The sequence below is a fragment of the Microvirga sp. HS2 genome (genome assembly GCF_055792805.1).
Map to the genome: position 1 here is coordinate 44,415 of NZ_JBVVAJ010000026.1, position 19,687 is coordinate 64,101.

Below are 19,687 nucleotides of genomic sequence, written 5' to 3' on the forward strand. Positions count from 1 at the left end.
TAGGGCAATGCGCTCAAATGCGAGCCCTCAGAGATCGCGCCTCATGTGGAAGAGATCGAATGCGCTCCGGAAATGATGTGCATCGCGAAGCGCTCCACGACTGACTCGGGCGAGAAACGCGAGAGTGGAACCGCGATGTTGATTGCGCCTTCCGGGCGATTGTTTGCCGCGACGACCGCAGCTGCGATGGAGGCATCGCCTCGATAAAACTCGTCGAAGGCAGTGGCATAGCCCTGCTCGCGCGAAATGCGCAGCTTCTTTACGAGATCGTCGAGCTGCCACGTCGTTGAAGGCGTGTACGCCTTCCGGTCTGAGCGTTCGAGAATCGCGACGGCCTCGTCCTCGGGCAGGCGCGAGAGGATCGCCATGCCGGGAGCGGTGCAATAGGCCGGCATTCGGGAGCCGATGATCACGTTCGTGTTCAGCATGTGCCGGCTCATGAAGCGGGAGATGAAGATGATCTCCGTGTCATCGAGCACAGTCATGTTGACCGTCTCCTCCGTCTCTTTGGACAGGTGCAACAGGTAGGGCATCGCCCGTTCCACAAGGCGATTGCTGCGCAGGTAGTAGGAACCCAGTTGCAGGGTCTTGGCGGTCAGCTCGAACCGCTTCGTATCACGGTCCTTACGCAGGTAGCCCAGCTTGGCCAGCGTGTGCGTGAAACGTTGCGCCGCGCTCACATCCATTTCCGTTGCGGCGGCGATCTGAGAAAGGCTGAGGCTCGTGGCGTGCTGATCGAAAACCGAAAGCACACGGAAAGCCTTTTCCACCGACATCACCATCAGCGGATCTGTGGCACGGCCGCGCTTCGCAGGCTCCTCATCTTCAACGTTCTTCATTCCGCTCGCTGCCATTCTTGAATTCTCTCGCATCTGAACAGCCCCGATAAAAATCTCAATGGGTGTTGACAATAATGGTAAGTTGGGCGGAACATACAATAATAACTATTGCATAGCAATAAAACATCAGGAGGTTCCGGGCCATGGCTGAGTTTGTCTTGAATGAGAAGCGGGGTGCCATCGGCATCATCACCTTGAATCGTCCCCAGGTCCTGAACGCCTGGAACACCGCCATGCGGGATGAGCTAACCGCCACCCTGATGGCCATGGAGGAGGACGCGGACATTCGCGCCATTATCCTCACCGGCGCAGGCGACCGCGCCTTCGGCGCGGGCCAGGACCTCAACGAGACGAAGACCTTCGATCCCGACCGCGCCGAGCAGTGGATGGGCGAGTGGGAGCGCCTCTACGACCGGATCCGGTCGCTCTCGAAGCCGATCATTGCAGCCTTGAACGGCGTCGCAGCCGGCTCGGCCTTTCAGGTGGCCCTTCTCTGCGACCTCCGCGTCGGCCACGCCGGCGTGACCATGGGCCAGCCGGAGATCAACTCCGGAATTGCCAGCACCACCGGCCCCTGGATCATGCGCGAGCACATCGGACTCGCAAGAACCATTGATCTCACGCTCACCGGCCGCATGATGGATGCGGATGAGTGTTACCGCATCGGCGTCATCAACCGTCTGGTGCCGCAAGACAAGGTAATGAGCGAATCGCTTGCGCTGGCAGAACTCCTCGCGAGCAAGCCTCCCGTCGCAATGCGCCTGGATCGCCAGCGCTTCCGCGAAATGACCGAGGAAGGGTTCCGTGACTGTCTTTCAGCCGGCATCCGTATTCAGCGCGAAGCCTATGCATCCGGGGAACCGGCGCGAATGATGGAACAATTCCTGGCCCGCAAGGCCGCAGCAAAGAAGGGCTGAAGCCCCACCACACCACGAGGGAATGCAGGTCACCGATCTGCGAAACTGGAGGACGAACATGAGCAACACCAATCTGACCATCAATCGGAGACACCTGCTCAAAACCGCAGGTGGCGCAGCCCTGGTCCTCGGAATGCCCGGGCTCACCGGCCGGGCTTTCGCGGCGACGACGATTACCGTCGCCGATCCCGGCGGCCCCTTCGGCCCTGCATTCCGTAAAGCCTTCTACGACCCGTTCGAGAAGGCGACCGGCATCAAGGTCGTCAACGTGGCCCGCGAGGCTGAGCCCACGGCTCAGTTCAAGGCCATCGTCGAAACGAAGTCCTACACCTGGGACGTCTGCACGCTGACGCTCTCGGCGCGGGACATCCTGGTCAAGCAGAATCTTCTCGAGCCCATCGGCTTCACCCGCGATGCCGCGCCAGGCCTGATGCCGGAAGCCATTACCGATTACTGGATGGGCACGGACGTGTATTCCACGGTCTTTGCTTACCGGAACGATCGCTTCAAGGACAACGGGCCGAAGAGCTGGGCTGACTTCTGGAACGTTGAGAAGTTTCCCGGTCGCCGTTCCCTGCGCAAGAACCCCATCGACTCCCTTGAGCAAGCCCTGATGGCAGACGGCGTGAGCATCGATCAGCTTTACCCGCTGGATGTCGACCGCGCCTTCAAGAGCCTGGACAAGATCAAGCAGCACATCGCTGTGTGGTGGACGGGCGGCGCGCAATCGACCCAACTTCTGCAAAGCGGTGAAGTCGACATCATCAGCGGTTGGAACGCACGCCTGCAGTCGGCCATCGACGGCGGCACTGCAGCGACGATTGTCTGGGATCAGGGTCTCTATTCCATCGAAGGATGGGCTATTCCGAAGGGCTGCCCGCGTGCGGACGCCGCGAAGCAGTTCATCAAGTTCTGCTCTGCACCTGATCGTCAAGCTGCCTTTACGGATGTTCTGGCCTACGGCCCGACCAACCTCGATGCCTACAAGAGCATCTCCCCGGATCGCGCGAAAGTCCTGCCGACATCGCCCGAAAACCTGAAGAAGATGCGCGTCGCCAACGAGGACTGGTGGAGCGAGAACCGCGCCGCGGTGACCGAGCGCTTCAACAGCTGGCTTCTGACCTGACGACGAGCGCCGCCGCTTCGGTCCGTGAAGCCGGAGGCGGCGGCGCATTCCGGCAAGGCTGAGGTGGGATCCACCAGCCGGTTGCGCGTGAGCTTTCGCTGATGCCGATGGTTCGCCTGCGCGGCCTATGGTCTCCGGCTGCCCCTTGGCCTGCCGGGCGAATTTTTATCGCATTTCTCGACTGGGCGGATGCCGTGGCTCCGTTCAAGACCGCGCGCACTCGGCTTCGAGACGAAGGAAGGAACACGCTACGATGACACCGGTGGCGAAGACTGGCGTGACCACGCCGAAGCTGATCATTGAAGGTCTGTCAAAGCAATATGGTTCCGTAACGGCGCTGGAACCGACGAACCTGGTCGTTCCGACTGGGGAGTTCCTCACCCTGCTTGGGCCGTCCGGATCCGGAAAGACGACGCTGCTGCAGATGGTCTGCGGCCTCGTCGAGCCGACCTCGGGGCGCATCCTCATCGACGGAAACGACCAGACGCAGACTCCGGTCCACCAGCGCGATATCGGCCTCGTGTTCCAGCACTATGCGCTGTTTCCCCACCTGACCGTCGCCGAGAACATCGAGTTCCCGCTGCGCATGCGAGCTTTGTCCGCTTCGGAAATCAAGCGGCGTGTCAAAGACGTGTTGACGATGGTGCAGCTCGACCATCTTGCGGCCCGCTTCCCGCGTGAGCTTTCCGGTGGCCAGCAGCAGCGTGTCGCGCTCGCACGCTCCTTCGTCTATCAGCCATCGATCATCCTCATGGACGAGCCTCTCGGCGCTCTCGACAAGAAGCTGCGCGAACACATGCAGATCGAGATCAAGCAGCTGCATCGCGAGACGGGCGCCACCATCATCTACGTGACCCATGACCAGGAGGAGGCGCTCGCCCTCTCCGACCGTATCTGCCTGATGAACCATGCCCGGATCGAGCAGCTCGGCTCTCCCCACGAGATCTATGCGCGCCCGGCTACAGCCTTCGCCGCGGACTTCATCGGAATCTCGAACATCTTCCGTGGACAGGTCGATACCTCCAACGGAGAGACCCGTCTCGCGACGCCGCATGGGACATTCCGCCTGCCCGCGGGCGCCGCGTATTCCGGCTCCGAGGCCGCCATCGTGATCCGTCCTGAGCAGATCAGCCTCGGAGGCGACAAAGGCAACACCGTAACGGGCCGCGTCTCCGATGCGGTTTACGCCGGCTCCGAGACGCGTCTCATCGTCAATCTCGACGAGGGCGAAACGGTGATCGTGCGCCTGCCGCCGGGCCAGCCAGCTCCTGCCTATGGAGAGCGCGCAACTTTAGGCTGGAACCCGGACGCGGCGGTTCTGGTGCCATGAACGGTAAGGGAACCGCAAGCATGACAGCAATCACCGCTCCCGCAGTCCCTCTCCGACAGCGACTTCTTCGTCCCAATGCACTTTGGCTCGCCGCGCCGGGAATAGCGTTCCTGGCCATCTTCTTCCTGTACCCGGTCCTGCGCCTTCTGGCCCTGAGCGTGCAGGATCCGGCGAGTGGCGCTCTCAGCGTTGCAACCTATGCCCGCATTGCGAACACGGACGTCTATCTTCAGGTACTGGGGATTACGTTCAAGATCGCCGCCAATACGGCGCTGTTCTCCGTGCTGCTCGGATATCCCCTCGCCTATTGGCTCGCCGGACTGAAGGGGGGATTGCGGGAGCGCATGGTACTGCTCGTGATGGTACCATTCTGGACGAGCTATCTGGTAAAGACCTTCGCCTGGATGGTCGTGCTTGGACGCACCGGCGTGATCAACAGCATGCTCACCGGAAGCGGCCTCGTCTCGCAGCCGCTTTCCCTCGCCTACAACGAGTTCGGCGTGATGGTCGGCATGGTTCATGCCATGGTTCCGCTTGCCGTGCTCACCATGCTGCCTGTCATGATCGGCATCGACCGGCGTTTGATCCAGGCTGCGCAAGCACTGGGCGCAGCACCGGCTCAATCCTTCTGGCTCGTTTATTTCAAGCTCTCCCTGCCCGGTGTGACCGCCGGTGGCCTGCTCGTCTTCATCTCGTCTCTCGGTTTCTTCATCGTGCCAGCCCTCCTTGGCGGACGACGCGAAACGATGCTGGCGCAGCTCATCATCACGCAGGTGCAGGAGCTCCTCAACTGGGCATTCGCAGGCGCGCTTGCGGCGATGATGCTGGTGGCAGCGCTCGTCACGGTCTGGATCTATGACCGTCTGTTCGGACTCTCGTCGCTCTCGGGCGACATCTCGGCACAGAACGGCGGAGCCGGGCGTCTACGCCTGCTCGGTCTCAGCATCCTCAGGGCCGTCGCGAAGGTAAGCGCCGTGTTGGCGGATGCGGTCCGGCGGGTGATCGGAACGCGTGGAACGAGCCGGCTGCTGCCGATCTACTGCACACTGGCCCTGATGTTTCTGGTACTGCCGACCCTGCTTGTGATCCCGATAGGCTTCACGAGTTCGCAGTTCCTGGAGTTTCCGCCTCCGGGTTACAGCCTGCAGTGGTTCGAGACCTATTTCTCGTCGCCTGTTTGGATCTCCGCCACCTTGCGCTCCTTCGGCGTGGCTGCCGCGACAGCGATCTGCGCGACCCTCCTCGGTGGCCTTGCGGCACTGGCGCTGGCCCGCGCCAACACTCGTTGGGGTGGCCTCGTCTTCGCGACGTTCCTTGCTCCCTTGATCGTCCCGCGCATCATCATAGCGGTCGGCCTGTTCTATCTCTTCGCCCAGATTGGTCTCGTCGCGACGGACCTCGGCCTCGTGATCGGTCACACCGTCCTGGCCCTTCCCTTCGCCTTCGTGACCATCACGGCGATCCTGAAGAACTACGACTGGCGTCTCGATCAGGCGGCGGCAGTGCTTGGAGCCAACCGGCTCAAGACCCTGCTCCTCGTCACGGTGCCTCTCGTGAAGGGGGGGTTGGTCGCGGCCTTGCTGTTTGCCTTCATCACTTCCTTCGACGAGCTCACGATTGCGATCTTCGTCAGCGGCGGCATTAAGACGACGCTGCCCAAGCAGATGTGGGACGACATGATCCTGCAGCTCAATCCGACGCTCGCTGCGGTGTCCGTCGTGGTCTTCGTGATCGTCACCATCCTCCTCCTCCTCGCGGAACGTTTCCGTCGTACAACTTAGAACTCACAAGCCGAGTACTTTCGATGTCACTCGATAATATCTGTCTCACCGATCTACTGCGGCAGCATGCCGACAAGAATCCTGATGGAACCTTCGCTCGGTTCAATGGCGATCCCGTCACCTTTGCCATGCTGGATTCCCAGTCATCCGCCCTGGCTGCCTGGCTGCGCTCCCGCGGCTTGGAGTCCGGGGAACATGTTGCCGTAATGATGCGCAACAGCGTGGAAACTCTTGCTGTGGTCTTCGGTCTCGCCAAGGCTGGCCTTGTCTGGGTACCCCTCAACGCCCAGCAGCGCGGTCCAGGCCTCCAGTACATCATCGATCACTCGAGACCGGCTCTCGTGATCGCCGATGCCGAGCTCTTGCCGACGATCGCCGAATGCGAAGCGAAGCATCCGCGCGAAGGCTTCCTCATTCATGGGGAAGCAGAGAGCCATCCGCGCCTGGCTCAGGCTCTGAGCACCGGAGCCCCCTTCACGGAAGCTGGACCTGCCCTGGATGCGCCCTTCGCCATCATGTATACCTCCGGCACGACCGGACAGCCAAAGGGCGTGATCGTCTCCAACCGCATGATCCGGTTGGCCGGAGAAGGTGTCAGCCTCGTTGCAGCCTCTCGTCCAGGCGACGTGATGTTCGTGTGGGAGCCGCTCTACCATATCGGCGGAGCCCAGCTTCTGAGCCTGCCGATGACCCACGGCGTGGTGCTTGCGATGGTGGATCGCTTCAGCGCGAGCCGCTTCTGGAATCAGGTACGCGAATACAATGCAACGCACATTCACTATCTCGGCGGCATCTTGCAGATCCTTCTCAAGCAGCCTGAATCTCCGCTGGACCGTGACCATGCCGTAAGGATCGCCTGGGGCGGAGGCTGCCCCGGCGATATCTGGGAGGCATTCCAGAACCGCTTTGGCGTTCAGATCCGTGAATGCTATGGTATGACTGAGGCTTCCAGCATCACGACCTTCAACGATAAGGGTGTCGTCGGCTCGGTCGGACATCCCGTACCGTGGTTCACAGTGGAACTTCTCGATGCCGATGGTAGGCCCGTACCTCAGGGTGAGCGTGGAGAAATCGTGGTTAGCACGTCGCTGCCGGGTGCAATCTCGTCAGGGTATTTCGACAATCCATCTGCGACCGCGAAGACGCTTCGGAACGGCGCCTTGTACACGGGCGATCTCGGCATGTACGATTCGGAAGGTAATCTCATCTTCCACGGCCGCATGACCGACAGCGTCCGCTCTCGCGGCGAAAACGTCTCTGCCTGGGAAGTCGAGCGCATCGCATCCGACCACCCGTCCGTAGAGGATTGTGCCATGATCGGCGTTGCGGCAGATATCGGCGAACAAGATATCAAGCTCTTCATCAAGCCGAAGGCCGGTGCAAGCGTTCAACCTGCGGAGATCTCCGCGTGGCTGTCGACTCGCCTCGCGAGCTACCAGAACCCGCGCTACATTGCCGTCGTTGACGAGTTCGAGCGCACCCCGAGCCAGCGCATCATGAAGCACAAGCTCTCCAAGAGCCTTGACGATTGTTGGGACAGGCTCGCGAAAGGAACCTGAGATGACGACGGAATCGACCATTCTCCTGACAGGAACCGGCGCATTCGCCGCCCGTATCCTGTTTGACATCGCAGCCACGGCGAGCGCCCCCACTCGCGTGGTTCTTGCGGGCCGCAACCGGGAGCGCCTGCAATGGTTGAAAGTCGCAGCTGGCGCACGGGCCGCGATCTTCAACACACCTGTAACGGTCGTTGTGCTTGAAGCGGATCTGCTTGCGGAGGATGCTGCTGTCAAGTTGCTGGAAGAATCGAGGCCAACAGTCGTAGTGCAGGCTGCTTCCGTGCAAACTTCATCCGTGATTGCCGGATCGCATGACGCATGGAGCAGGCTCGTCCAGGAGGGGGGACTAAGCGCGACCGCCGTCTTTCAGGCGGTCCTCAGCTCCCGCGTAGCAGAAGCCATGATGCGCTTGGGGATCACCGCCCCCCTGATCAATTGCAGCTTCCCGGATGTAGTGAACGGGTTGATTAGCGCGCTCGGATATCAGGTCATCTGCGGCATGGGCAATGTCGCGATCTTGTCCAATGTCTTCGCAGCCGACTACAATTTGTCCGACAGGAACCGCATCAAGGTCCTTGCCCATTACCAGCATCTCGCTGCATGGCGCCAGCCACCCGAAACGCGCACCGGGTCGGCCCCGCGGGTCTGGATCGATGATGAGGAGATAGGCGATGTGTTCGGAACCTTCCGCGATGTGAAGCTGACGCCGGAACCGGTGATCGACATCTCGGGAGCCAGCGGCGTTCCGATGATCCTCGCCCTCGCGGAAGGGCGTTCATGGACAGGCCATGTTCCGGGGCCTTTCGGCCTGCCGGGAGGCTATCCAGTGCAGCTTGTCGACGGTGTTCTATCTCTGAACCTGCCATCGTCCGTGTCGCAGGTGGAAGCGGTAGCATGGAACAGACGCTTCGAGGACAAGAGCGGCCTCGTCATTGGCCCAGATCGGCGCGTGCGCTACACGGGCGTCCTGCGCGAGCGCCTGGCTCAGCATTCACCTGCATTGGCAGAGGGCTTCGACGTGGCAGACCTTGAGGAGGTCTACCACTCTATGCAGGAGCTGCGCACGAAGCTCCAGCAACGAGGTTAAGCCCAGCCGCCCCGCTGCGCGCCATTAGTGCCGCGCGCAGCAACCGAACGTTCGGCGTCGCGTGTTAAGGCGCCGTCAATTATGACGAGAGGTTGCGTGCGGAGGACCGCCTGAGGCCAATCTGAGCCGTTGGTTATGAGCTTATGAAGGTCAGCTTACCTTATGACTACGGAAGCTCGACTTTCGTCTGCCTCGTGCCATTTTGAGACCTTCCGAGCTTGGCGCCCGATGCGTGCTATATCCATCAATGGCTTGCGGTCAAAATTTCGGGTAAGGCCATCTATGGAACCAGTGCTCAAAATCTGACGATTGTTACCCGCTCGTGAGGTCCACTGCGGGTGGAGGCTGTGTGAAAACGCTGAAGGGTTGCTCCTGTCCCGTAAGCTCAGATTAGCCGTATCAAAGGAGCCTGCTCTTCCGATCCAATGCTGCTCAGGAAGCGAACCACCCTCCGTTTCTGCACCGAGGGAGCCATCGTTGAAACTCTGGAGCAAAGCATTTGCGACGAGTTCGAGGCGAGTTGAGGCCTGCTTACGAATACGCGAGCCTCTACGCAAGCAATGGAGAATGAATGTAAGCACTCAGCGTGGCACCCGTTCCATTTGCCCAAAGGTTACGCAAGGCTGTTGCGAAGGCCGCGGTGAAGACGGGCGAAGTTCCAACATCGCCATAGATATCGGGCATCGCAAGCCACACCGTTGGATCGTCTTTGGAACGTCTCGCCGTTGACGTCAGCCTGGCCCAGTTCGGATCATTCGGTTCGATCATCTTGCCGCTGTCCGAGACGCCGTAGCAGTAACGACACCAGAGCGCAGATACGAGCGCGAAGCCGTCCACACTCTGACCGGCGGAGAGCCGGTCCATAATGCTTGGAATGATGAACTTCGGCTGGCGGTTCGAGCCGTCGAAACAGAGACGTCGGACGGTGTCTCTGATCGTCGGATTGGAAAAGCGCTTCTCGATCAGGGCGAAGTAGGCATTTAGATCTGTTCCCGGGACCGATGGGACCGTCGGTATGATCTCACTTCTTTCAAGCTTGGCGAGATAGCCTCCAATCAACGGATGAGCCATCGCCTCGTGCACAAAATCGATATCCAGCAAACCGGCAGGATAGGCAATGGCGGCGTGGCCGCCATTGAGAATTCGAACCTTCATCAACTCGAACGGCGCAACATCCGGGACGAACTGGACGCCGACATTCTCCAGCCCAGGACGCCCGCTCGAAAACCTGTCTTCCAACACCCATTGCCGGAATGGTTCGCACGTCACCGGCCAATTGTCTTCGATCCCGAAATTGTCCCGCACGGCCGCGCGTTCCCGATCGGTCGTGGCAGGTGTGATGCGATCGACCATTGAGTTCGGGAACGCGACGTTGGCCTTGATCCACGCCGCGAACTCCGGGTCGGAGAGCGCAGCTAAACCGACAAGGACATTTGAGGTGACATGGCCGTTGTGCGGTATGTTATCGCAGCACATGACTGTGAATGGCGGTATCCCGGCCTTCCGCCGCGTTTTCAGACCGGCGAGGATCAGGCCGAACACGGTTCTCGCTTGATCGGGACGGGCTGCGTCGGCGATGATGTCAGGATGACCGGCATCGAAATTCTGCGTTGCGGGATCAATGAAATAGCCACCTTCGGTGATGGTCATCGAGACGATCCGGATGGCCGGATCCGCAAGTTTCGCAATCAAGGCCTCCGCATTGCCCGGTTCAATGAAATCGACCATTGAACCGATGACCCGCGCCTTCGAATGCCCGGAATCCTGCTCAACCACAGTAGTTAACCAGTCCTGCTCCCTGAGGCGCTGTCTGCCAGGCTTCTCGGCATCCAGGGCACCCGCGCCGACAATCGCCCATTCACGGTCGCTGCCGGAATTGAAGAGATCGTCGAGGTAAACGGCCTGATGCGCGCGGTGGAAGTTCCCAAGCCCAAAATGCAGGATCCCTGCCTTGAGATCAGATCTGGCATAGGCAGGTCGGGCCATCTCCGGCGGCAGTCTCTCCAAGTTTGAGAGGGAGAGATTTACGCTCATCAGGGTGCCTTTCGTTTGAAGATCCGAGAGCTGGTTCCGACGCCATCCGCCATGCTCGCGCGCCCGGAATTCACAGCCTTGGGACAGGCTCGTCTGCCGCGAATAGGGTCTCGCCGGACGCTCGACGGCAATGGAAGGCAATGGCCGTTGGTTTCAATTGAGCCTGATGCCGCTGGAACGTTCAAAAATATGCATCCGCTCGGGCGCGATGGACAGGGATACGCTGTCCCCTACCGCGATGCGTCGCTCGCCATCGACGACGGCCATCACTGTGGTACCGCCGACGTCGAGCGCCACATGCGTCTGGGCCCCCGTCGGCTCGACCAGCCGAACTCTGCCAGGGAGACAGCCTTCCGCGCGCGTTTCCAAATGTTCGGGACGCAGTCCCAGGATGATCTTGCTCCCAGGATGCAGATTGCCCGCGTCCGGCAGGGGCAACGCCGCTCCGCCCTGCAGCCGGACAACAGGACCGGATTCGTTGTTGTCAATCTCCGCGTCCAGGAAATTCATTGCGGGTGAGCCGATAAAGCCGGCGACGAAGACATTTCCGGGTCGTGTGTAAAGTTCCAGAGGTGTACCCTGCTGCTCGATCTTGCCCTTATTCAGAACCACCACCCGATCCGCAAGGGTCATCGCCTCTATCTGGTCATGTGTGACGTAAATCGAGGTGGTGCGCACCTTCTGATGCAACTCCTTGATCTCCGCGCGCATCTGCACTCGGAGCTTCGCATCGAGATTCGACAGCGGTTCGTCGAAGAGAAAGACCGCGGGCTTTCGAACGATGGCGCGCCCCATCGCCACGCGCTGGCGCTGTCCCCCCGACAGTTGATGCGGCCTGCGATCGAGCAGAGCCGTCAGATCCAGCATCCGTGCGGCTTCGCCCACCCGCTCTTTGATCTCCGCCTTGGGGCGACCGGCGAGTTGAAGATTGAAGGCAATGTTGTCGAACACGGACATGTGCGGGTAAAGCGCATAATTCTGGAACACCATCGCAATATCGCGTTCGCTTGGGTTCAGCCGGTTGACTTTTTCCCCGCCAATGAAGAGATCGCCCGAGGTCATCTCCTCAAGGCCCGCGATCATCCGGAGCAGAGTTGACTTGCCGCATCCCGAGGGACCGACAAGGGCTACGAATTCCGCATCGGCGACTGCCAGATCAATATTGGGCACAACTTCGGTAGCGCCGTAACATTTGCGGATTGCACGGAGTTCAACCGACGCCATCAATTCAACCTTTCTGCTGCACTGCAAAGGGACCCTGCCGGCCGGCTACGAGCAGGGCCAGATCGGGGCGGTCCGTCGTCAATTGGCCGATCGGCTTTGACAACCAGTACTCGAGTTCCAATTCAGTGTTCGGCACCCAACACCCCACGCGTGACGTGCCGGCCTCTGCGATACATTGATCAAGCACCTCTTCGAGCAGGCTCTTCTCGATGGCCACCACATTCGCGACGTCGATACCCCGCTGAAGAACCTTGTTGAAGCCGCCGAAGAACTCCGCGGAACGACGGTCAATCGGCATGAGCAGCCGCTGAGCAGGGTGCTTGCGCCGAACATCCTCCAGAATCTCCGGAACGAAACAGGTGAGGAAAACCCGATCGAGCATGCCACGCTCTTCCGCCAGAGCAATGATCTTTTCAGGCATATCGGGATAGGGAAAGCCGCGCTCGTCGGTCTTGATCTCCAGTTCGAGCTCGAGTCTGGAGGGCGCTAATATATCCAAGACCGCCGCCAACGTCGGCACTGTCTCGCCTCTGCTGTCTTTCAACACGATTTTCCCCAGAGCGTCGGCGCTTTGGGCTTGCACCGGGCCGCGACCGTTCGTGGTGCGGTCGAGAAGGGGATCGTGAATGACCACCGGAACACCGTCGGAACTGAGGTGAACATCGAGTTCGACCGCATCCACGCCCAATGTCAGCACATTGCGGAACCCGCCGAGGCTATTTTCAGGCCAGAGGTCACGACCGCCGCGATGACCAATAATCTTCATCATCCGAGAAATCTCCGATTTGTCACTTACCGCTGTCGACAAGACCTTTTACGAACCAGCGCTGCAGGACGGTGATGACAAGGACAGGCGGAAGCATCGTCAGAAGCGAGGCGTTCATGAGGAGGTGCCAGGTCGGCAGCCCGTCAGGCTGCGGCATCACCTTCTTCAGGCCGACCACTGCAGTGGTCATGTTTGGGTCGGTGGTCATGACCAACGGCCACAGATATTGGTTCCATCCCATCAGAAACAGAATGATGGACAAGGCCACGATATTGGATCGGGACAGCGGAAGCAGGATGCGCAGGAAAAACTGAATCGGGCGAGCGCCGTCGATGCGCGCCGCCTCGCATAGCTCATCTGGAACGGTCAGAAAGAATTGCCGGAACAGGAAAGTGGCCGTCGCGGACGCAATGATCGGCAAGATCAATCCGGAATAGGTATTCACCATATTCCAATTCAGCTCTACGCCGACGCCGAGCCACTCAGAGACGATGTTCAGCGGCAATGCCATATTCGCCGCCGATTCATACGTCGGCACGATGCGAACCTCGATCGGCAACATCATCGAGACGAAGATCAGCCAGAAGGCGGTACCGCGGAATGGAAAGCGGAAGTAGGTCACTGCAAAAGCCGCGAGCAGTGACAGCACCAGCTTTCCGACAGTAATCCCAAGTGCCACGATGGCTGTATTGATCAGCAGCTGCCCGAAATTGACGGTTTCGAGGACCTTGACCGTATTGACAAAGAACTGATCACTCGGCAGCCATCTCATCGGGACCTGGAGGACATCCTGCTGGCTCAGAGAACTCGTGACGAAGACGAAATAAAGCGGCAAGCAGACCAGGGCGATACCGGTAATCAGAATTGCGTGGCAAACGAAGTCGAGGACGGGTGTGCGCTCATTCATGGCTCAGACCACGTAATTGACACGCCGTTCGACCAGTCTGAATTGGGCGAAGGTCAGGGCAAGAGCAAGGATCATCAGGATGACCGACTGGGCCGCCGAAGCGCCCATATCTAGGCTGACGAAGCCGTCCTGATAAACCTTGTAGACGAGGATCGAGGTTGATCCTGCGGGTTCGCCGCGGGTGGTTGCGTCGACGATTGCGAACGTATCAAACAAACCATAAACGAAGTTGATGACGACGAGGAAGAAGAGCGTCGGCGCGATCATCGGCAGCGAAATCCGCTGGAATCGCCGGATGGGACCTGCACCATCAATTGCCGCCGATTCCAGGATCGAACGCGGAACTGCCAGCAGAGCCGCGATAAGGAATATGTAGTTGTAGCAGATGTGCTTCCACGAAGCGGCCATGACGATCAAGACGAGCGCGTCGGTCGAGTTTCGGGTCGGATCCCAGCCGATGCCCATCGCGTGCAGTACCTGGGAGACAGGCCCGACGCGAGTGTTGAACATGAACGCCAGCATGATACCGGCGACGGCCGGAGCGATAGCGTACGGCAACAGGAGTATTGATCGATATGCGGAGCGCCCGCGGACTACATGGTTCGTCGCGAACGCGAGCAGAAGCGCAATCGAAAGCGTGGCGGCGTTCTGAGCCAAAGTGAACCAGACGGTCACCTTGACCGACGCCCAGTACGCAGGGCTTGCGAGCAGGTTGGTGAAGTTCAGAAGACCCACCCACTGAACATTTCCGCCAAAGGGATCATTAAGCTGAAAGGCTTGAATGAGCGCCCGAAATGATGGGATGAAGAAGAAGAGCAACAAGACCAGGAGCTGGGGTGCCAGAAGGAGTGCCGGGATCCGCCACTCTCGGAAATGAGCACGTTTTAACCCGTTCTGGCTCGGCTCTCGGAAAAGAGCGCGTAAAAGTCCGCTCGGCCTCCGCTCCGCCGCCGCGGAGCGGAGGTGCACGACACCTCCGCTTGCAGTGGTCATCGGTCGATCACTTCCCAGCGTTAAGCTGCTGATAGCGGCGGAGCACCTCGTTTCCGCGCGAGACCGCGGCTTCCAGGGCTTCCTGGACCGGCTTCTGCCCCAACGTGGCCGCCATGACCTCTTCCATGATAGCTACGTTTGCCTGGTTGGAATTTCCGAACCGGAAGCCCAGCGAATTGTCCGAGTTCGGTTTGCGCATCAGCTGCTCGATTGCGATGGCGCGGGTCGGTTTCTGTTCGAAATAGCCTTCCTTCTTCAGCAGATCGTAAGCCGTCGTCGTGACGGGCACGTAACCAGTGCTCTTGCTCCACCAGGCCTGGGTTTCCGGTTTCGACAGATAGTCGAAAAAGGCTGCAGCGCCCTTGTATTTGTCGTCCGTGTGACCTTTGAGAACCCACAGGGCACCGCCACCGATCACGCTGTTGTGCGGCGTGCGCCCCTGCTCATAAGGCAGATAGGTCGCATTCCACTTGAACTGAGCGGACGCCTCAACGGATGCGTGCGAGGCCGTCGATGCAATGATCGTCGAGCACGTCCCGGAGGTGAACAATTGAACTGGCTGGATCCCCTGCCCTGCGATCTCCATGATCCCGCCGGATGCAAGGTTGTGCATCCGCTCGACCTCGGGCTTCAGGTATTTGTTGAACACGAACTCCGTATCCAGTCCATCGATGCCGTTGCGCTTGGTGCCATATGGGAAATCGTTGATCGCCGAGTAATTCTCGAGGAAGCTCCATTCGAAGTCGCCGGGCAGGACCATTCCGCACTTGGAAATACCCTTGTCGTGGATGGCCTTCAGCTGCGCCTCGAATTCCCCCCAGGTCGCGGCAGGCTTCTCGAAACCCGCGACCTTGAAATGCTGTTCATTATACCAGAGGATCGGTGTCGATGAGTTGAACGGCATCGCCTGGAGCTTACCCTTGTCGGTATAATAGGAAGCAACCGGCGCAATGACCTTGCTCCAATCGACTTTGTAGCCTTCCTTGCTCATCAGATCCGCCACGGGAAGGACCGCCGAGGAATTCACCATCGTGAGGAAGGCACGCTCGTTCGTCTGCGCGATCGTCGGAGCGCTTTTGGCCCGATAAGCGGCGATCATCGCGTTTATAAGCTCTTCGTATTTCCCCTTGTTCACCGGAACGACGGTGTACTGGTCCTGCGACTCGTTGAATTTCTTGACGAGTTCGTCGACGCGCTCGTTCAGCACGCCGCCCATCGCATGCCAAAACTCGATCTGAGTCTTGGCCATGGCAGTGGTCCCTATGAGCACAGAGCCGCCAAGCAGCACAGCAGAGTATATGAAGCGCTTCATAGTCGTCCTCCCATTTTTGATCATCTGCTTTTATAATGAGCATACGCTCTCGATCTTTATTGTCCAGTACGATATTTATCGTCACACTTAGCCGAACCCTTCTCGTTAAGTCTCGGCCAATAATATCTTGGACAACAGGAGTAATGCTCTTATGTGAAAGCTATTTGACAAGCGGAGAGCAACCGATCTAGGCCTGAGCATGCTCTCATAAAGGCACGTAACATGGATACATTTCAGGGCCCACTCGGCGATGCGCGATACGGCTTGGTGATATTCGATTGTGATGGAGTCTTGGTCGACAGCGAAGTCATCAGTTGCGCGGCGGTCGCAGATGTTCTGACCCGTCACGGGGTGCCGACCGATATCGAATCCGTTCTGCGAAACTTTCTCGGCCGGCCCGCGTCGGCGGTTACCGAATATTATACCCAGCATGCGAATGCGCCACTTCCTGACGACTTCATATCCGGCTGGCGATCACATCTTTTTGCGCGCTTTGAAGAGGAACTGCAGGCGATCAAGGGAATCCATGCTGCCCTGGAGGCCATTGATCTACCCCGCTGTGTCGCCTCTTCAAGTGATGAAGAACGTCTAGGTGTATCCCTGACCAAGGCCGGTCTCTGGGACCAATTCGAGGGACACATCTTCAGTACGACCATGGTCAACCATGGCAAGCCGGCGCCGGATCTGTTCCTTTTTGCAGCCGACAGGATGGGCGTTGGTCCATCACACTGCCTAGTGGTCGAGGATAGCGAAAGCGGGATCCGAGCCGCAAAAGCTGCAGGAATGACAGCCGTTGGGTTCACGGGTGGAAGCCACTATTTGGTTCTGGATAACACCGCCTCATTGCGCCGTGCGGGGGCGGATTATATTATATCGAATGCTGCCGAATTGCCGCTCCTGCTGAAAGCTCCTTCCGCCGATGGCTGACTATGACAACCCTAAGCTGGATGATGCCGCCAGGGCCGGATGGCTATACTACATCGGGGGCAAGACACAGGACGAGATCGCACAGAAACTTGGGGTGTCGCGCCCTACGGCCCAACGGCTGGTATCATTGTGCCGTTCCGAGGGGCTGATCACATTTCGGATGAACCATCCAATCGCCGAGTGTATGGAGCTCGCGAAGCGGCTCACTGAAGAATTTGAGCTCGTGTATTGCGACGTAGTGCCGTCTGAGGGGGCATGGCCCGACGTATCGAGCACAGTTCCTGAAGCCGCCGCAATGTTGCTCGAGCGGCATTTGCGTTTGCGAGTGGCCACTGTGCTGGCGCTAGGAACCGGACGGACCATGCGGGCCAGCGTCCAACGCGTGTCGGCTTTGAACGGGTCGATCCATCGATTGGTCGCGCTTGTTGGACACATTGGACCCGATGGTTCAGCGAGCCCCTTCGATGCGCTGATTAAACTTTCCGAAACTGTTGGTGCTCAGCATTTTCCGCTGCTCTTGCCGCTCTATTTGTCCTCGCCCGAGGAGAGAGACAAGCTACTATCGATCGCAACGATGCAGCGGATTCATCAATTGGCGGCCAATGCTGATCTGTGGCTCACTGGCATCAGCGATCTGGCCTCGGACTCACCCCTCGCAAAAGAAGGCTTTCTTAGTCGAGATGAGTTGTTCGAACTCAACCGGCTTGGAGCCATTGGCGAGATCGGAGGGTGGGCATTTGATGCCGACGGCAGAATCATTGACGGGAGCACAAATTCTCGGGTCACCAGCGTTGCGCCTCAAATCGGCGTTTCACGTCCTCGCATCTGCGTGGCATCGGGAGCTCGCAAGCTGATACCTCTACAAGCGGCACTCCGCGGACGCATCGTCAATGGCATAATCACCGACGAGGAAATGGCCAGAAGGTTGTTAAGTAATGAGCACCGATAACGGTGCGCACTCTGTTCGGACGGCATCGCCAGGTCAGCAGTTTGAGGTTGGGCCGGCAGCTCTTCATCGGCGGATCGGAGAATCTCATACGCGGTCCTCTCACTCCAAGTCTATAGAGATTGCGCTCCGAGTGCGACAGCCGGCAGCATCGGGGATACAGACGCTGATGGGCTCCGATGGCCCGTCAATCGCGGCGCAGCGGTCCACGGCTGCCGCTCATGATGCTTGAGGCCAATCCGCGCGGGCCCGGATTCCACGCACCTTCCTCCGAGTGTCGGCCACCCCGCTCCACGACGGGGTGAGCGGGAGGCGTTATCGCATGGACCGGCTTTGCGCCAAGATAATGGGCCGTTCTCTTGCCCTGCGGCGGCCCCAGAAGCCGTCTGTGGCGAATAGCGCGGCGACCCCTCTATCGAGCCATCCCAAATCGTCGAGAAGGTCCAGGATCGTGAACCGTCGGCGGATCAAGCGGGCCCGTCGATACTCCGTCGCCAGTTTCTCCAACGGCACACCGAGGTCCTCGGGATGGGTCGGCGCGCCGGCGACGCGGAGCCAGCCTTCAACCTCGCCAGGCGCTACGCAGAAGCGGCGCAACTCCTCCTGCAGTTCCGGCCAAATCGCGCGAAGGGCGGCGAGCCGCTCGGCGCGCCGGGTGGCCCGCGCCTGCTTCGCGCGCATCTCCACGCGAGCACTCTCCGCGATAGCTCGATCCGGAAACGCTGCGGCGATTTCCGCCTCAATGCGCTCAGGCGAGGTGAATCTGCCGGCCGCCTTCCCGACAACGTCGTCGTTGATGTCCTGCGCCAGGAACCATTCGTAGAGCGCCAGGATTGCTATCGTTCCGATCCCAACGCAGGCGCCGTGCGCTGCCGGCTCGCCGTGATAGGTCAGCCCCTCCATTTCCCAGACATGGGAGATGAGATGCTCGGCCCCGCTCGCCGGCCGGGAATTTCCATGGGCCTGCATCGCGAAGCCCGAGACCAGCAAACCGCCCATAAGACCGCCAAGGGCGACCGGATCAGCGCGGCCAATGTCGTTGGGCCTGGACAGCCACCACCGCACATTCTCCTGAACGAGCGCGAATGGCTCCCGGTTGAGCAGTTCCTCGCCAAGAGCATCGGCCAACGCCCAATCGGCCCCGGCGACGATCTTGCCGGCAAGATCGCCGTAGCCCCAGCCGGCCATACGGCCCGGCGCCCTCGCGATCACGTCGAGATCCGCAACGATGCTGACGGGCGGAGCACAGGCGAGTGTGCGCTTGAATCCATTGTCGAGCAGAGCGGCGCCCGAGGCCGCATAGCCGTCCATGGAGGCCGCCGTGGCGACGCTGACATAGGGAACGCCGGCCATCTCGGCGGCATATTTGGTGAGATCATTGACGACGCCTGAGCCGACCGAGACCGGCAGGACACCCCGCTCCCCAATCAATCTTGCCATGTCGCGCGCAATGTCGGCATTCGGCTTCACCCGCGGCTTCGCCTCCAGCAGAACCGGGGCGGCGGCAGAGAACCCCGCCCGTTCCAGAATCGCGTGTGCATGGTGCCCGGCTGCGGCCATTGTGTTCTGGTCGGCGACGATCATCGGCGGCCGGTCCCCGGCGACCCTGACGGCGTCCGGCAGTGCGACCAAGGCGGAAGGAGCAACCCGCACAAAACGTGTCGTGGCCGCCTTCCGGATCGCATCGCCGAGAACCTGCGCCTGATCTGTCATGGAATCCTCGCTAGCGATACATTTGAATATCGTATATTACATATGTATGAGACTTACAACGGGGCAGCCTCGCCTCCCATCCCGACAAGGGTTTAGGAAATGACAGAGCCAACATCCTCGTTCTACATGCAAGGAACCCTCGACGATCGGCAAGGAACAGTGCCGGAGTCCACCAGGACTCTGCCGTTGTGCGCGCTGTAGACAGATCGCTCTGGGGCCTGTTGCC

General features: G+C 59.7%; 16 protein-coding genes. 8 read left to right on the forward strand and 8 right to left on the reverse strand.

Annotated features, from left to right (window positions below; translation table 11 throughout):
- Window positions 1–41: 41 nt before the first annotated feature.
- Window positions 42–938 carry an IclR family transcriptional regulator gene (locus ACS5Q0_RS19775; protein WP_473128361.1) on the reverse strand — a complete coding sequence of 299 codons (897 nt, stop codon included), beginning with the start codon at window positions 936–938 and terminating at the stop codon, window positions 42–44.
- Window positions 939–982: 44 nt separating this feature from the next.
- Between ACS5Q0_RS19775 and ACS5Q0_RS19780 the strand changes: the two genes are divergently transcribed.
- From ACS5Q0_RS19780 to ACS5Q0_RS19805, 6 genes are all read left to right on the forward strand, one after another.
- On the forward strand, window positions 983–1,756 hold the full coding sequence (locus ACS5Q0_RS19780) for an enoyl-CoA hydratase/isomerase family protein (RefSeq protein WP_473128362.1): 774 nt from the start codon (window positions 983–985) through the stop codon (window positions 1,754–1,756).
- Window positions 1,757–1,814: 58 nt separating this feature from the next.
- On the forward strand, window positions 1,815–2,882 hold the full coding sequence (locus tag ACS5Q0_RS19785; protein ID WP_473128363.1) for an ABC transporter substrate-binding protein: 1,068 nt from the start codon (window positions 1,815–1,817) through the stop codon (window positions 2,880–2,882).
- Between the two features lie 253 nt (window positions 2,883–3,135).
- The gene (locus ACS5Q0_RS19790; protein WP_473128364.1) at window positions 3,136–4,212 is read left to right on the forward strand and encodes an ABC transporter ATP-binding protein; all 1,077 of its coding nucleotides are present in this window, start codon (window positions 3,136–3,138) and stop codon (window positions 4,210–4,212) included.
- A 20-nt stretch (window positions 4,213–4,232) separates the two neighbouring features.
- On the forward strand, window positions 4,233–5,993 hold the full coding sequence (locus ACS5Q0_RS19795) for an ABC transporter permease subunit (RefSeq protein ID WP_473128365.1): 1,761 nt from the start codon (window positions 4,233–4,235) through the stop codon (window positions 5,991–5,993).
- Window positions 5,994–6,016: 23 nt separating this feature from the next.
- Complete coding sequence (locus ACS5Q0_RS19800) at window positions 6,017–7,552, forward strand: AMP-binding protein (RefSeq protein ID WP_473128366.1); 1,536 nt, start codon at window positions 6,017–6,019, stop codon at window positions 7,550–7,552.
- A 1-nt stretch (window position 7,553) separates the two neighbouring features.
- The gene (locus tag ACS5Q0_RS19805) at window positions 7,554–8,639 is read left to right on the forward strand and encodes a hypothetical protein (RefSeq protein ID WP_473128367.1); all 1,086 of its coding nucleotides are present in this window, start codon (window positions 7,554–7,556) and stop codon (window positions 8,637–8,639) included.
- Window positions 8,640–9,188: 549 nt separating this feature from the next.
- Here the strand turns inward: ACS5Q0_RS19805 and ACS5Q0_RS19810 are convergent.
- The 6 genes from ACS5Q0_RS19810 to ACS5Q0_RS19835 form a co-directional block, all read right to left on the reverse strand.
- Window positions 9,189–10,673, reverse strand: a complete 1,485-nt coding sequence (locus ACS5Q0_RS19810) for a mannitol dehydrogenase family protein (RefSeq protein WP_473128368.1) — start codon at window positions 10,671–10,673, stop codon at window positions 9,189–9,191.
- Between the two features lie 153 nt (window positions 10,674–10,826).
- A complete protein-coding gene (locus ACS5Q0_RS19815; RefSeq protein ID WP_473128369.1) occupies window positions 10,827–11,897 on the reverse strand; it encodes an ABC transporter ATP-binding protein in 1,071 nt (356 codons plus the stop codon).
- A 4-nt stretch (window positions 11,898–11,901) separates the two neighbouring features.
- Entirely contained in the window at window positions 11,902–12,666 is a 765-nt protein-coding gene (locus ACS5Q0_RS19820) for a glycerophosphodiester phosphodiesterase family protein (protein ID WP_473128370.1), read from the reverse strand.
- A 19-nt stretch (window positions 12,667–12,685) separates the two neighbouring features.
- Complete coding sequence (gene ugpE, locus ACS5Q0_RS19825) at window positions 12,686–13,570, reverse strand: sn-glycerol-3-phosphate ABC transporter permease UgpE (protein WP_473128371.1); 885 nt, start codon at window positions 13,568–13,570, stop codon at window positions 12,686–12,688.
- 3 nt (window positions 13,571–13,573) lie between these two features.
- Window positions 13,574–14,563 (reverse strand): ABC transporter permease subunit, encoded by a 990-nt coding sequence (locus ACS5Q0_RS19830; protein ID WP_473128372.1) that lies wholly within the window; start codon window positions 14,561–14,563, stop codon window positions 13,574–13,576.
- A gap of 7 nt (window positions 14,564–14,570) precedes the next feature.
- The gene (locus tag ACS5Q0_RS19835; RefSeq protein ID WP_473128373.1) at window positions 14,571–15,812 is read right to left on the reverse strand and encodes an extracellular solute-binding protein; all 1,242 of its coding nucleotides are present in this window, start codon (window positions 15,810–15,812) and stop codon (window positions 14,571–14,573) included.
- A gap of 285 nt (window positions 15,813–16,097) precedes the next feature.
- Between ACS5Q0_RS19835 and ACS5Q0_RS19840 the strand changes: the two genes are divergently transcribed.
- Both ACS5Q0_RS19840 and ACS5Q0_RS19845 read left to right on the forward strand, forming a co-directional pair.
- Window positions 16,098–16,802 (forward strand): HAD family hydrolase, encoded by a 705-nt coding sequence (locus tag ACS5Q0_RS19840; protein ID WP_473128374.1) that lies wholly within the window; start codon window positions 16,098–16,100, stop codon window positions 16,800–16,802.
- The gene (locus ACS5Q0_RS19845; protein ID WP_473128375.1) at window positions 16,795–17,751 is read left to right on the forward strand and encodes a sugar-binding transcriptional regulator; all 957 of its coding nucleotides are present in this window, start codon (window positions 16,795–16,797) and stop codon (window positions 17,749–17,751) included. Before ACS5Q0_RS19840 ends, ACS5Q0_RS19845 begins: the two co-directional genes overlap by 8 nt.
- A 312-nt stretch (window positions 17,752–18,063) precedes the next feature.
- Here ACS5Q0_RS19845 and ACS5Q0_RS19850 read toward each other — a convergent pair whose 3' ends face one another.
- A complete protein-coding gene (locus ACS5Q0_RS19850) occupies window positions 18,064–19,461 on the reverse strand; it encodes an iron-containing alcohol dehydrogenase (protein WP_473128376.1) in 1,398 nt (465 codons plus the stop codon).
- Between the last annotated feature and the right edge of the window lie 226 nt (window positions 19,462–19,687).